Below are 13,978 nucleotides of genomic sequence, written 5' to 3'. Positions count from 1 at the left end.
CTCTGAAGTCCTTGTCGATCGCCGGTCGGTCGCGGCCCTGCCGCGGGAACGCGCCAGCGCGAGGGGCGGGAATTGTCTACTGTGATCCTATGGGTGAGAAGCCGAAAACCCCCGAATATCCGGCCTACTGGGAAGCCGATGTCGTCTTGCGGGACGGCACCACGGCACATCTGCGCCCGGTGCGGCCCGAGGACGCCTCGGGGCTGGCCCGGATGCACGAGGGGCAGTCCCAGAGCTCCATCTACCTGCGATTCTTCACCTTCAAGTCCTCCCTGTCCCGCAAGGAACTGGAGCGCTTCACCCACGTGGACTACCGGGACCGGGTTGCGTTCGTGGTGTTGCGGGGCGAGGAGATCCTGGGCGTCGGCCGCTACGACCGGCTGGATGACCCCCTCGAGGCCGAGGTCGCCTTCAACATCTCGGATGCCTCCCAGGGCAAGGGCATCGGCTCGATCCTGATGGAGCACCTGGCCGTGGCTGCCCGCGAGAACGGTATCCGCCGGTTCACCGCGGAGGTTCTGCCGGAGAACCGCAAGATGCTCTCCGTCTTCCAGGACACCGGGTTCGAGGTCTCCCGGCACTTCGACGACGGTGTGGTCGCCGTCGCCTTCTCGATCGACCCCACCGCCAAGTCGCGCGCCGTCATGGAATCCCGTGAACACCGCGCCGAGGCCCGGTCCGTGGCGGAGCTGCTCGCGCCCGAGGCCGTGGCCGTGATCGGCGCCAGCCGCCAGTGGGGATCCGTGGGCTTCGCCCTGCTGCAGAACATCATCGAGGGCGGGTACACGGGGCCGGTCTACGGCATCAACCCCGAGGCGCTGGAGGTGGCCGGGATGATCTCCCGCGCCTCCCTGGCGGAGGTCCCCGGCCCCGTGGACCTCGCCGTCATCGCCGTCCCGGAGGCCGAGGTCCCCGCCGTGGTGCAGGACTGCGCCCGCCACGGTGTCAAGGGCCTGCTCGTGGTCACCACCGGATACGCCGACGCCGGCCGGGAGGGCCTGGTGCGCCAGCGCGCCCTCGTCCGCCAGGCCCGGGCCAACGGCATGCGCGTGATCGGTCCGGCCTCCGCAGGCCTGATCAACACCGCGCCCGAGGTCTCCCTGAACGCGTCCGTGTCCCCGTTCCTGCCCGTGCGCGGACCCGTGGGGCTGTTCTCCCAGTCCGCGGTCATCGGCGTGACCCTCTTCGCCGCGGCCCACCGCCGGGGCATCGGGCTTTCCTCGATGCTCTCCGCGGGCAACCGCGCTGACGTCTCCGGCAACGACGCCATGCAGTATTTCGAGGACGATCCGGCCACCGGTGCCGTGGGCGTCTACCTCGAGTCCTTCGGCAATCCCCGCAAGTTCTCCCGCATCGCCCGGCGCCTGTCCCGGTCCAAGCCGGTGGTGGTGGCGCGCTCCGATGTCATGGGCCGGCGCCTGCCCCCCGGTCACGGGACGCGCACCACGCAGGCGCCCACCGGAGCCGTTGACTCCATGCTGGAGCAGACCGGCGTCATCCAGGTCGAGAACCATGACGATCTGATGGACCTGATGCAGACTGTGGCCAGTCAGCCGCTGCCGACGGGTCCCCGCGTGGGCGTGGTCGGCAATTCCCTGGCCCTGAACCGGGTGGCGATGGACTACGTGGAACACCACGGGCTGACCGTGGCGAGCACGGTCCACGTCCCCAACCTGGATGCCGCACATGTGGTGGACGAGGCAGTGCGAGCGGTGGGCCGCGCCGTGTCAGAGGCCATTGCCACCGGCGAGGTGGATGCCCTCCTGGTCGTCACCCAGGCGGGCATGCAGCAGGAGGTGGGCGACGCCGACCGGCTGGCCGCCGCGGTTGAGGAGGCCTCGCGCGGAACGTCTGTCACGGTCCTGGCCTCGCTCACCGGTGTCCTGGACCTCACCTACCGATCAGCCAGTCTGCGCGGCTCCGGCCCGTCCACCGAGGACGGGCTGCAGCGCGGAGTCCCGGTCTTCTCCTCGCCCGAGCAGGCCGCCCACGCCCTGTCACGCCTCGTCTGGTACAGCGCCTGGCGGGAGGCAGAGGCCGGGGTTCCTGTGGAGCCCGAGGGAGTCGACCGCAACCGTGCGGAGGAACTCATCGAAGGCTGGGCCTCGCGTGCCCATGGCACCGATCTGGTCCGCCTCACGGCGGAGGAGGCCGGAGAACTGCTCGGGTGCTACGGCATCCCGGTCCTGCCGGCGGCCCGCTTCACCACTGAGGACGAGGCAGTCCGGGCGGCCGACGATCTGGGCTGGCCCGTTGCGGTCAAAGCCGTGGACTCCTACCTGCGGCACCGGCTGGACCTCGGCGGGGTGCGGCTCAACATCGTGGACGCGGAATCACTACGGCGCAACGTGGCCCAGATGCGCCAGGTCCTGGAGCCCTTCGGCAGCCCCGGCCTCGAGGTGCAGTCGATGGCCCCCTCCGGGCAGGCGTGCACCATCACCGCCCTCGAGGACCCGCTCCTGGGGCCGGTGGTCTCCTTCGGCATCGCCGGGGACGCCGTGGACCTGCTGGACGACTGGGTCCACCGGGTGCCACCGCTCACCAACCAGGATCTGGACCGGATGATCCGCGCGCCACGGGCCGCCGCCAAGCTCTTCGGCTATGGGGGGCTGCCCGCCGTGGACACGGAGGCCCTGCAGGACCTGCTGGCCCGGGTGGCCGCCCTGAAGGACGATCACCCACAGGTGGCCCGGATTCGGTTCAACCCGGTACTGGCCTCGGCCCGGGGCGTCACGGTCCTCTCCGCGGACATCGACGTGGCCAACGCCGCCCAGCGGACCGACTCCGCACGCCGAGCCATGCGGGATTGACCCGCTGGCCCTGCCGATAGCATGGACACCATGACTCCACTGCGCAGGAACCCGGGACCGGGCCAGCAACCCTCCGGGCATCACTCCTCGGGGAACTCCAACACCGGGTCCGGAGCCGACTCGAATGCTCCGCAGCACCGGCCCGCACCGCCGGCCGAGAGGTCGGGGGCCTCGATGCCCAGCCTCGGGGCGGACATCGAGCGCGCCGGATTCTACCCGGAGCTCGTGGCGGACGTCCTGGACTCCGTCCTGGACTCCGTCCTGGACGGACGGGAGGTCTCGAGCCATCTGGTCCACGTGGACACACACTTCGACTATGACGAGATCCACCGCCACATCACCGTGCTGGCGCTCGCAGGGGACATCGTGGCGGCCCTGCACCTGGACGACCACGCGATGGACGACGCGGGCCAGCAGATCATGGCCCAGGTCTCCACCGAGGTGATCTCCGTGCGCCAAATCGACTCCGTGGTGGCCACCACCATGCACCCCCAGCCGCAGAACTTCCGCCGCGGCGACCCCATCGCCGAGGTCACCCTGTCCGTGACCTGGGCCGGCGGCCAGCGAATCGACCTGGCACCAGCCGCCTGCGGCGACCCCGAGTGCGAGGCCGACCACGGGTACACCGGCACCTCCACGCGCGAGGACCTCGTGCTGCGGGTCGCCGCGGAGGCCGAAGGTCAGCAGGCCGTCGACCAGGCACTGGCGTTCTATGGAGAACTGCGCCGGGCGACCACGGACGACTCCGGGGCCCGGGCCGGCTGGTGACGTCAGCACCACCGCTGCCCGCAGGTCCTCCCTTTGCCGGCAGATCCCTCTCCGGGGTCCTCACCTCCGCCGCGGCGGCCCTCGGCGCCGACGGCTTCACCAACTCTCTGCAGCTGCCGCGGACCCGGCGCGCCGTCGTCGTCATGGTGGACGGTCTCGGCAAGGCGCTGCTGAAGCGGTACGCCGGCCACGCCCCCTTCCTCCGGTCAGTCCTGGAGCGGGATGCCGCCACCCTGCAGGTCGCCTTCCCCACGACGACGGCCGCCTCCCTCTCGAGCCTCGGCACAGGTCTGGAGCCGGGCCTTCACGGCCTGGTCGGCTACGACGTCCTCGACCCGGAGCGGGACACGGTCATCAACCAGCTCGGCGGCTGGGACCCGCTGACCGATCCTCGCACCTGGCAGCCGCATCCCACGGTGTTCGAGCGCCTTGCCGCCACGCGGCCGGTGTCAGCCGGCGGCACCGGTGACATCGGCCGGAGGACCTCGGCCTTCGACGATCCCGGCGTGGATGCCGTGACCGTCTCCCTGCCGGCGTTCGAGGGCTCGGCTCTGACGGAGGCGTCCCTGCGGGGCTCACGGTTCGTCGGCGCGAAGACCCTGCAGGCCCGCTTCCAGAAGGCCAAGGAGGAACTGCACGCGGCCACCGGCCCGGTGCTCCTGTACCTCTACCTCAACGAACTGGACAAGGCCGGTCACCAGCACGGAACGGGTTCCGAGCAGTGGCTCTACGCCCTCGAGGAGATCGACGCCGCCGCCCGTCGCCTCAGCGCCGCCGTGCCGCGGGACACGCTGCTCATGCTCACGGGAGACCATGGAATGGTGGACGTGCCCGAGGCCGGCAGGATCGACTACGCCGACCTGCCGGCCCTGGTGGACGGTGTCCGGCACACGGCGGGGGAGCCCCGCTTCGTCCAGGTGCATTTCGAGGCGGACGCCTCGGAGACCGTGCGCGAGTCGACGGTGACAGCGTGGCAGGACGCCTTCGCCGACCAGGCGTGGATCCTGACACGAGAGGAAGCCGTCCGGGCCGGGTGGTTCGGGGCGGTGGACACGCGGGTGGCACCGCGCATCGGCGACCTCCTGGTGGCCGCCCACGGGCCGGTCGCCCTGTATGACGGCCGGAGGGTGGCGCCGGCGGCCTTCGAGATGGTCGGCCATCACGGTGCACCGACGCGGGCGGAACGGGAGGTGCCGCTCCTGATGATGCACCGCCCCCGGCGCTGACCACGGGGCTACGGCAGGGGAGTGGTCAGTCGCCCTTGCGGCCGAAGACGATCTCGTCCCAGCTGGGCACCGAGGGACGTTTCGACTTGGTCCCCGCATTCCGGGTCCCGTGCTTGCGCACTGGCGCCCGGCCCTTGTCCCCGGCGGCCGTGGCGGGTCCGTCCTCATCGTTCCGGGGCCGCGGCGACCCGTCGGCACTGAAGTCCAGGGCAGTCTGGTCCGGATGTACCTCGGGGACGTCGGGCTCTTCACCTGTCCGGTGACCGCCGATGGCCGTATCGGCGGGCCTGCCGTCCTCGCTGGCTCCGCCGTCCGCGTCATCGTCGCTGCCGCCGAGTCCACCGTCGATGGTGTCGTCGGCATCGTCCTCCGCGATCGCCCAGGCGTCGTGGTCAGCGCTGCCAGCCGGTGCCGTGCGGCCGAACCGACGATCCCAGCGACTGTTGCTGGTCTCTGTCTCGTGCGCGGTGTCCCCTCCCGCGTCCTCAGCAGTGCCGCCGTCGTCGTCAGCCTCGTCTTCCGGGCCAAAGGGGACGGAAGCCACGGTCAGTCGGGGCCGAGGGGCTCCTGCGGAGGACTGCTCGTCACGGGTGAGCATGAGGGCCAGCTCGTCGTCGCCGTCCTCGTCCACGCCGAGGCGTTGACCGCGGCGCGCCCGCAGCACGTCCAGCAACTCGTCCTGCGAATCGTGGTCAACCGCCGGACGGGCCACGGCGGACGTTGTGGAGGTGGGCGGCGCAGGGGTCTCGTCCTCTTCCACGTTGAACGGCCGGTCGCCCACGGCGGAGAGCCGGCGGCCCCCGAACAGCCCGTCCAGAGGGTCCAGTTCGGACAGGACCTGGGCCCAGCGGTTCTGGTTGTCGAGGTGCTGGCTGGATTGGCGATAGGTCCACAGGGCGGGCGACTGGTCTCCGATCGCGGAAGCAGACCCGTCGTGTCCGTCCGTGGAGAAGTGGAGACTGATGGTCCAGGAGCCCTCGGGGTTACGCCAGGCGTCCCACTGGGCAGTGGCCGGATCCATGCCGAGGGACGTCAGACGGTGGCGGACCATGTCACCCAGGAGGGCGGGCTCCTCTCCGAAGGTGCTGCGGTACAGGTCGTGTCCGGTCTGCGGTGCCGCGACCTCGACCTGGCGGGCCAGGTGGGCGATCCAGTCACGTTCGGCCAGGACCGGGCCCTCGTACTTCCGGACCCGTTCAAGGTCCACGCCGGACTCGGCGGAGACCTCTTCGGCGGTGGCACCGGCGCGGATGCGGGCTTGGATGTCACGGGGCGTCATCACGCCGGCTGCAGCATCGGCGGCGCGGGCGGAGGGCCGGCCGATGGGGCGGGTCGCTGCGGATCGCAGGGCCTCGGTCACCGGCAGGGAGAACTCCTCGCCGGCCTCGTTGCTCAACAGCAGGTGTCCGCCATCCTCCTGGACACCAACGAGACGGAGTTCCTGCATGTTTGTCCTCCACGGTCGGTCTACCCACATTCTCCCACCGACTTTGCCACGATTCGCCGGGGCATGCACCACGCCGGTCCGGTGTGGCGCGGATCCGTGGAAAGCAGCCGGTGCGTGTCCGCTCTCAGCGATTTGGTTTTTCCGCAGACGTGGGGAACAATCTCCACGACGCGCAGACTGAAGCCAAGGCCCTGAGGGCCTTTTGCCCCCGGTTTCTCGCGGCCGGTTTCCCCAGCCATCCCCGGGGGATCCGGTGACCTTGTCGCAACATCCCACCCACGGTCGGTCATCGCCGGCCACAGCAGCGGAGCGTGAATACACCCCTTATGGCCACCGATTACGACGCGCCACGCAAGAACGAAGATGAGCTGAACGAGAGTTCCATCGAGGAACTGAAGAACCGCCGCACGGATACGCAGTCCGCTGTGGTGGACGAGGATGAGGCTGAGGCCGCGGAAGGCTTCGAGCTGCCCGGAGCCGACCTCTCCGGCGAAGAACTGATGGTCCGGGTGCTTCCCGCCCAGGCCGACGAGTTCACCTGCGCCTCCTGTTTCCTCGTGCGCCACCGCTCCCAGGTCGCCAAAGAGAAGGACGGCCTGCTGTTCTGCAAGGACTGCGAGGGCTGAGTCAGAGGCTCTCCCAGGGGCTGTGTTCCAGCCGGACACCACACAGGCCGGCCAGGTTCTCCTGGCCGGCCTGTGGTGTTCTCGGTTCCAATCGGTTCAGTCGGATTCGACCTCGCGGGCCATGGCGCCGCCCAGGACCTCGACGAGTTGCTCCGGGTTCCTCGTGCTGGTCAGCCAGTACGGGGTCCGGTCCCGCTGGTCCTCGATCTGGATGCGGACCACTGGGTCAATCCAGCCGCGGATGCACATGAAGGCCAGGCCGTGCAGGGCCGGGCCTCGCTGGTGGGTCGCATCGTCTCCGCGGTACCCGGTCACAGCGCCGACGTGGCGGCGCTCGATTCTGGCCCGGCCGACCTGCAGTGACCGTTCCGTGACCTGGATCCTGGGTGTGGAGAGTGTCAGCAGGATCGCGATGATCGCGAAGACCACCACGGCGGCTCCCAGGCCGATCTCCAGTCCGATCGGTACGAAGACCAGAATGGACAGGCCTGAGATCATCAGGGCCATCAACCAGATCCACAGGGACGGACTCAGTCTCTCGTGGTAGAGGACCCGGTCGGGCGCCTCCGGGGTGGGTGGAAGACCGGGCTGTTCCGCAGGGACCGAGGAGGATTCGTGCATGCCTTCTAGAATCCCACGTTTCGCGTGGCAAGGTGAATCGGCGTCGTTGATCCGCAACCGGGTGGACCGGGGTTCTCCGGTACAGTGGCCGCGTGAATCAGCCAGCAGAGTCCCTCGATATGCCTTCCGTTGACGGTGCCGTGGAGCGGCCCACGATCGCCCTGACCATGCTCGACGACGGCATCGAGCCCCCGGCGTACGCTCTTCCGGGTGACGCCGGTGCGGACCTGCGGACCACCGAGGACGTGGTGCTGGAACCGGGCGCACGCGCCCTGGTGCCGACCGGCGTCGCACTGGCGCTGCCCGTGGGCTTTGTGGGCCTCGTGCACCCGCGGTCCGGACTGGCCGTGCGCCAGGGGCTCAGCCTCGTCAACGCGCCCGGGACCATCGACGCCGGGTACCGGGGTGAGATCAAGGTGCCGCTGCTGAATACGGACCGGACCGAGGCGATCCGGCTCCGGCGGGGGGACCGGATCGCCCAGTTGGTCATCCAGAGGGTGGCCCAGGGACAGTTCGTGCTCGTGGATCAACTGCCGCCCTCGGACCGCGGTGCCGCAGGGTTCGGCTCGACCGGCGGATTCGGTACGGAGGCCCCGGTACCCGGGGCGTGACGGTTCTGCCGCACCGCCGCACTGACCTAAGCTGGACTGGCCCTCCCAGCACGGACGGCCGGCCCGGTCCAGTCCGGTCGGCCGGACGGCGGCACCGGCCAGGTAAGAACCAGGCATCTCCTACAGCATCTTCTACACGTGACACGGATTGGCAGGCAGGCACATGATCTTCGGCCGTAACCGGAACGTCAAGACCGAGACGGTCGTCCTTCCAGAGGAACTCCAGGATCCCCGGGACCAGCTGACGACCGAGCCCGAAGTCGAGGCCACCGGCCCCTTCGACATCGCCGACCGCCCCGACGCGGACGGCTACCTTGACCTGGGGTCCCTGCGCATCCCGGTGGTGAAGGATATGAAGGTCCGCCTCGACCTTGAGGACACCACCAAGCGCCTGATCGGCGTGACCCTGCAACTGGGCCAGTCCTCCCTGCAGGTGCAGGCCTTCGCGGCCCCGCGCGCCGGTGGCATCTGGAACGAGATCCGTGCCGAGATCCTCGAATCCGTCACCGTCACCGAAGGCGCCCAGGTGGGGGAGCAGGAGGGTCAGTTCGGCACCGAGGTCGTCGCCCGGATCCCCGCCAAGATGCCCGACGGAGCGGCCGGCTGGCGGGTGGCCCGCTTCGTCGGCGTGGATGGCCCCCGATGGTTCCTCCGCGGCGTGATCGGCGGCGAGGCGGCCTTCAAAGCGGAAGCCGTGGGGCCCATCAACGAGCTGTTCTCCCGCATCGTGGTCCGGCGCGGGGATGATCCCCACCCGCCGCGGGAATTGTTGCCGCTCACCCCACCGGAGAACATGCGTCCCGTGCGTCAGCCTGGCCGGGCGGGCGAGGAGGGTCAGGGTGGCCAGTCCGGTGAGTCGGACGGAACCGGGTCTTCCGGACCGGCAGATTCCCCGAAACCGACCGGCCGGTCCGAGGCACCGACCATCGTGGATCCGCGCCAGCGACCGCCGGAGCGCGGACCGGAAGTGACGGAAGTCCGCTGACACCGACCATGTCCGCCTCCGCCGAGCCCGCACCCCCGACCCTCCCGCAGGCAGGGGCGCGGGGTGCCGCACGCCGTGCAGCGCATGGGGCGCTCGTGCAGCGGGTGGGCCTGGTGGCCGCCGTGCGGTTGACGGCTGCGGCCGGACCGGTGCGTTTCGCCGTCGACCTGGTGACCGAGGCTCCCCGGCCCGGCAGGGTGTCCACCGGCGGCGAGCGGCTGCGTCTGGTCTGGATCGGGCAGCGCCGGATTCCCGGCATCGATGCCGGTCGCTGGCTGCGCATCGAGGGATTCCTCTCGGAGCACGATGACCTCCCGACGGTCTTCAACCCCCGTTACGAACTGTTGGCAGGAGCGCCGCATGACCCACGATCCTGAGACCCCGGGCTCACTCGCACCACAGGACACTCCGAAGGTCAAACCCCCTGCCGACGGCGACCCGGAGCGGGACGATCCGCGCGACCAGCTCGACGCGGCCCTGCGCAGGGTCGGGTCCGGCACCGCCGTGACGGAGGACGGGGAGATCGATGTCCTGGCGACGGTCGGTGGGTGGCGTGGCCTGTTGGAATCGGTCCTGCCCTCCGCCGTCTTCCTGATCGCCTTCATCACCACCCAGAACCTGTGGGGTGCTGGCACCGCCGCCGTGGTGGTGGCCGCCGCCTTCAGCGTGGTCCGCCTTCTTCAGCGGCAGAGTCCGATCCAGGCCCTGGCAGGTCTGGCCGCCGTGGTGCTGTGTGTGGTGGTGGCGCTGAACACCGGCGAGGCGAAGGACTACTACCTCTGGGGATTCTTCACCAATGCGGCTTATATCGCCGCGATGGCCGTCTCCGTCATCGTGGGCTGGCCGTTGTTGGGGCTGGTGTTCGGACTGGTCCGCAACGAGGGGATCGCCTGGCGCCAGGACCCGCAGCGACGCCGTCGGTATGCCCTGGCCACCTGGATCCTGGTGGCCGCCCTCGCCCTCCGGCTGGCCGTCCAGGTTCCCCTCTACGTCGCCGACCTGCTGACGGCTCTGGGCACCGCACGGCTCGTGATGGGCCTGCCGCTGTATGCGCTGGCCCTGTGGTTCGGTTGGCTGGTCTCCGCCCGGCAGGACACGGAAGCGGTGTCCGAGGACCGTCCGGACCAGCCCAGCACCTGAACCTCTTCGCCCACGCTCGACCCTCTCGCGACCCTCGTTCGGCCCACTATCCGCGCGTCTCGCGCTGGGACAGCGATTCGCGCTGACCACGGGCCTGCCGCTCGTCCTCCGGCACGAGGACGTCCCGCAGCCGTGACTCCGCCTCCTCGGTCGCCAGGAAGAACAGTTCGTCACCCGCTTCCATGACGTCGTCGTCACTGGGGGTGATGGGGCGGGTGTCCCTGATGATGGACACCACGGACATGTCCTCCGGCCAGGACACCGAGCCGAGCCGGCGTCCATCGGCCCAATGCCCGGCGGGAACCGTGAACTCCACGAGCGTGGTCTGTCCCGACTTCAGCGTCAACAGTCGCACGAGGTCACCGGTCTCCACGGCCTCCTCCACCAAGGCGGTCATGATGCGCGGCGTGGAGACGGCCACGTCCACCCCCCACGCCTCATCGAAGAGCCAGTCGTTCTTCGGGTTGTTCACGCGGGCCACGGTCCGGCCCACCCCGAACTCGGACTTGGCGAGGAGGGAGACCACGAGGTTGGCCTTGTCATCGCCCGTGGCAGCCACCAGGACCTCTGCCGTCTCCAGGTGGGATTCCTGCAGGACCGTGAGTTCGCAGGCGTCCCCCATGAGCCATTTGACTCCCCGCAGCCCAGAGCGGGCGACGACCTCGGGTTTGATGTCCACCAGCAGGACCTCATGGCCGTTGGTCAGCAGTTCACGGGCGATCGAGGAACCGACGGCTCCGGCTCCGGCAATGACGACCTTCATGCTCGGTCCACCTTTCCGCTGCCCTCCGGGCGGTCCTCCAGCAGGTCGGCACCGGTCTGTGGACCGGCCGCCAGAACCCGTTCGGCCTCGGACTGACCGGACACGGCCATGGCGGCGTGCACGATGTCGCCCTGCTGGTAGAGCGTGCCACCGGTGGGGACCATGCCCTCGCCCATGCGCGTGACGAAGGCGACGCGGAGGCCGGCCTCGGCCTCCAGCTCAGTCAGGGGACGCCCGATCCAGGCGGGCGACACCCGGACTTCGGTCATGATGATCCGACCCGACGCGTCCCGGAAGTCTCCGGTCAAGTCCGCGTCCGGCAGGATCCGGCGCAGGACCTGGTCCGTGGACCAGCGCACAGCGGCCACCGTGGGGATGCCGAGCCGCTGGTAGACCTCTGCGCGGCCCGGGTCGTAGATCCGGGCGACGACGTGTTCCACGCCGAAGGTCTCCCGAGCCACGCGGGCGGCGATGATATTCGAGTTGTCCCCGGAGGAGACCGCGGCGAAGGCGTAGGCATCGTGGATCCGGGCCTTGGTCAGGGCGTCCCGGTCGAACCCGACGCCGGTGACCCGCTGTCCGCCGAAGTGCCGTCCCAGACGCCGGAAGGCCCGCTCGTCCTGGTCCACCACGGCGACCGTGTGGCCGCCCCGCTCCAACGTCAGGGCCAGGGAGGAACCGACGCGGCCGCAACCCATGATCACGAAGTGGGCCATCGGATTCCCTCCTGAACTCACCGGCCTGAGGTATCGGGCGAGCACCCGGCAGGGCCGGCACCGCCTGCGAGTCCAGTGTGCCACGCTCGGCCCGCACCCCGGGCCGTGGCATGCCGTGGCGGCCGGACCCTCGGCCGCGTGGAGCGCAGGCACGGCGGGTGGGCAGCGTGGATCGGCGGGCGCGGTACCGTAGTTCCCGTGGCAAGGGTCCTGGACAGCATGCGCCGCCTCCTCGTGGGCCGGCCCTACGACACGGAGCGGCTGAACCGCCGGCCCCTGGGCCGGTTCACCGCCCTGCCCGTGTTCTCCGCGAACGCCTGGTCCTCCATCGCCTACGCCCCGGACGAGATCCTGCTGACCCTGGCCCTGGGCGGCACGGTTGCACTGGCCCTGGGTCCCGAGATCGGTGTGGCCGTCGTGGCGGTGATGCTGCTGATCGTCGTGTCCTACCGGGTGTCCATCCGGGCCTACCCCGAAGGTGGGGACTATGCGATCTCAAGGGCCAACCTCGGTCCGTGGGCCGGCCTGACGGTGGGCGCCGCCATGATGCTCGACTTCGTCTTCACGGTGGCGGTGTCCATGGCTGCCATGGCGCACTACCTCACTGCGGCCGTCCCCGCGCTGGGAGGTGGGGAGACGGCGGTGGCCGTGGCCGGCGTCGTGGTCCTGGCCATGGCGAGCATCCGCGGAGCCGGACGCGGACGGGTGACGCCCGCCGCACTCGCCTACGTCTTCCTCGCCCTGCTGTTCGGCATGATCGTGGCGGGCCTCGTCCAGGACGTGACGGGCACCCTCGGTCCGGCGACGTCGGCCGGGGTCGAACCCGTGCCCGATCCCGCCTTCTCTGAGGGGCTGAGCGGCCTGGCGCTGGCGGTCCTGGTTCTCCGGGCATTCTCCTCCGGCTCGGCGCTCGCCACCGGGGTGGAGGTCCCGGCCTCGAACGTGGGAGCCATGGCCAAGCCGAGGGTCCGCCTGGCCCGGTCCGTGATGCTGGCGATGGGTCTGACGGCCGGCGCGTCCACGATCGGGGTGATGTACCTGGCGGACCGCACCGGGGTGGTGTTCGTCCTGGACCCGGCCGGACTGCAGGCCGTCGGGGGTGGCCCGGTGTCCGAGGACTATGTGCAGAATCCTGTGCTGGCCCAGTTGGCCAATGCGATCCTGGGCCACGGTGGGATCCTGGCCGGGGCCCTGATCCTGATGGTCGCAGTGCTGTTGGTGCTGGCCGGCCACTCGGCGTTCAAGTCCTTCCCGGAGCTGGCCTCACGGCTGGCGGCGGACGGTTACCTGCCGCGGCAGCTGCTCACCCGCGGCGACCGCCTGGGGTACACCAACGGCGTCGTGCTGCTGGCCCTGGCCGCACTGGCCCTCGTGGTCGTCTTCCAGGCCCAGACCGCACTGCTCGTCCAGCTCTACGTCATCGGCGTCTTCCTGTCCTTCACGGTCAGTCAGCTGGGAATGGTGCGGCACTGGAGCCGTCACCTCGCGAACACGCCCGGAGTCCGGGCCCGCCAGGCCGTCCGAACCCGGATGCTGGTGAACCTGGTGGGGCTCGTGGTCACCGCCCTGGTCGCGATGGTCGTCCTCGTGACCCGGTTCGGCCAGGGGGCCTGGGTGGCGCTGCTGGCGATCGCGGCGATGGTGCTGGTGATGTCCCGGATCCAGGGTCATTACGAGGCGGTGGCCTCTGAGCTCGACCTGACCTCGACCGAGGATGCCCGGGCGCTGCCGTCCCGGGTCCATGCCGTCATCCTGGTGATGTCCGTCCAGCGGCCCACGCTGCGGGCCCTGGCCTATGCCCGCGCCTCGCGGCCCTCCAGCATGGAAGCCGTCGTGGTGGACCTGGACAAGCCGGCCACCAGCAAGCTGATGGCGGCGTGGGACCGGCTCGGCCTGCCGGTGCCGATCACGGTGTTGGCCTCGCCCTACCGGGAGATGTCGGAACCCCTGATCCGTCACCTGCGGGCCCTGCGGCGCACCTCACCACGGGACCTGGTGGTCGTCTACATCCCCGAATACGTCGTCGGAAGTGGTTGGCAGGCGCTCCTGCACAACCGGACCACCAAGCGGATCAAGGCGCGCCTGCACCACGAGCCGGGCGTCATGGTCGCCTCGGTGCCGTGGCAGCTGGAGACGACCCGGCGAGGAGCCGCCAACTCTCCACGGACCGGCACATCCCTCCCGCCCACCGGACCCTGGACCGGCCCAGTAGAGTCTGGGGTACAGGGCAACGGATCCTCGGCCGATCAGGCCGACCGCCCATGA

At 70.1% G+C, this 13,978-nt stretch carries 13 protein-coding genes; 9 read left to right on the top strand and 4 right to left on the bottom strand.

The annotated features are described in order from the left end of the window. The first annotated feature begins 89 nt into the window (after positions 1-89). From ABD134_RS05465 to ABD134_RS05455, 3 genes are read left to right on the top strand one after another with little or no spacing between them, the layout of a single operon-like run. Positions 90-2,810 (top strand): bifunctional acetate--CoA ligase family protein/GNAT family N-acetyltransferase, encoded by a 2,721-nt coding sequence (locus ABD134_RS05465; protein WP_344227369.1) that lies wholly within the window; start codon positions 90-92, stop codon positions 2,808-2,810. A 30-nt stretch (positions 2,811-2,840) separates the two neighbouring features. Continuing rightward, entirely contained in the window at positions 2,841-3,578 is a 738-nt protein-coding gene (locus tag ABD134_RS05460) for a DUF5998 family protein (protein WP_344227367.1), read from the top strand. Continuing rightward, on the top strand, positions 3,575-4,804 hold the full coding sequence (locus ABD134_RS05455; protein ID WP_344227365.1) for an alkaline phosphatase family protein: 1,230 nt from the start codon (positions 3,575-3,577) through the stop codon (positions 4,802-4,804). The genes ABD134_RS05460 and ABD134_RS05455 overlap by 4 nt, the downstream gene beginning before the upstream one ends. A gap of 25 nt (positions 4,805-4,829) precedes the next feature. Here the strand turns inward: ABD134_RS05455 and sepH are convergent, their stop codons facing one another. Further along, complete coding sequence (gene sepH, locus ABD134_RS05450) at positions 4,830-6,251, bottom strand: septation protein SepH (RefSeq protein ID WP_344227363.1); 1,422 nt, start codon at positions 6,249-6,251, stop codon at positions 4,830-4,832. Positions 6,252-6,577: 326 nt separating this feature from the next. On the opposite strand from sepH, the gene ABD134_RS05445 reads away from it, so the two are divergent. After that, positions 6,578-6,877 carry a DUF4193 domain-containing protein gene (locus ABD134_RS05445; RefSeq protein ID WP_159554876.1) on the top strand — a complete coding sequence of 100 codons (300 nt, stop codon included), beginning with the start codon at positions 6,578-6,580 and terminating at the stop codon, positions 6,875-6,877. Between the two features lie 96 nt (positions 6,878-6,973). On the opposite strand, the gene ABD134_RS05440 is transcribed toward ABD134_RS05445, so the two are convergent. Next, positions 6,974-7,498, bottom strand: a complete 525-nt coding sequence (locus tag ABD134_RS05440; protein ID WP_344227361.1) for a DUF3093 domain-containing protein — start codon at positions 7,496-7,498, stop codon at positions 6,974-6,976. A 119-nt stretch (positions 7,499-7,617) separates the two neighbouring features. Here ABD134_RS05440 and dut point away from each other — a divergent pair, with 119 nt between their 5' ends. The 4 genes from dut (at position 7,618) to ABD134_RS05420 (ending at position 10,234) form a co-directional block, all read left to right on the top strand. Then, entirely contained in the window at positions 7,618-8,109 is a 492-nt protein-coding gene (gene dut / locus ABD134_RS05435) for a dUTP diphosphatase (protein ID WP_344227723.1), read from the top strand. 163 nt (positions 8,110-8,272) lie between these two features. Then, positions 8,273-9,094, top strand: a complete 822-nt coding sequence (locus ABD134_RS05430; protein ID WP_344227359.1) for a DUF3710 domain-containing protein — start codon at positions 8,273-8,275, stop codon at positions 9,092-9,094. A gap of 8 nt (positions 9,095-9,102) precedes the next feature. Then, complete coding sequence (locus ABD134_RS05425) at positions 9,103-9,471, top strand: single stranded DNA-binding domain-containing protein (protein ID WP_344227358.1); 369 nt, start codon at positions 9,103-9,105, stop codon at positions 9,469-9,471. After that, a complete protein-coding gene (locus ABD134_RS05420; RefSeq protein ID WP_344227357.1) occupies positions 9,455-10,234 on the top strand; it encodes a DUF3159 domain-containing protein in 780 nt (259 codons plus the stop codon). Before ABD134_RS05425 ends, ABD134_RS05420 begins: the two co-directional genes overlap by 17 nt. Positions 10,235-10,280: 46 nt before the next feature. Here the strand turns inward: ABD134_RS05420 and ABD134_RS05415 are convergent, their stop codons facing one another. Continuing rightward, positions 10,281-10,997, bottom strand: coding sequence for a potassium channel family protein (locus ABD134_RS05415; protein ID WP_344227356.1), 717 nt, complete (start codon positions 10,995-10,997; stop codon positions 10,281-10,283). Next, positions 10,994-11,713, bottom strand: a complete 720-nt coding sequence (locus tag ABD134_RS05410) for a potassium channel family protein (protein ID WP_344227355.1) — start codon at positions 11,711-11,713, stop codon at positions 10,994-10,996. Before ABD134_RS05410 ends, ABD134_RS05415 begins: the two co-directional genes overlap by 4 nt. Positions 11,714-11,911: 198 nt before the next feature. On the opposite strand from ABD134_RS05410, the gene ABD134_RS05405 reads away from it, so the two are divergent. Beyond that, a complete protein-coding gene (locus ABD134_RS05405) occupies positions 11,912-13,978 on the top strand; it encodes an APC family permease (RefSeq protein WP_344227353.1) in 2,067 nt (688 codons plus the stop codon).

This window comes from Citricoccus alkalitolerans, from assembly GCF_039528175.1.
Lineage (GTDB): Bacteria > Actinomycetota > Actinomycetes > Actinomycetales > Micrococcaceae > Citricoccus > Citricoccus alkalitolerans.
The sequence above is the reverse complement of the archived record's forward strand: the minus strand, read 5'-3'. Positions and strand labels throughout refer to the sequence as shown.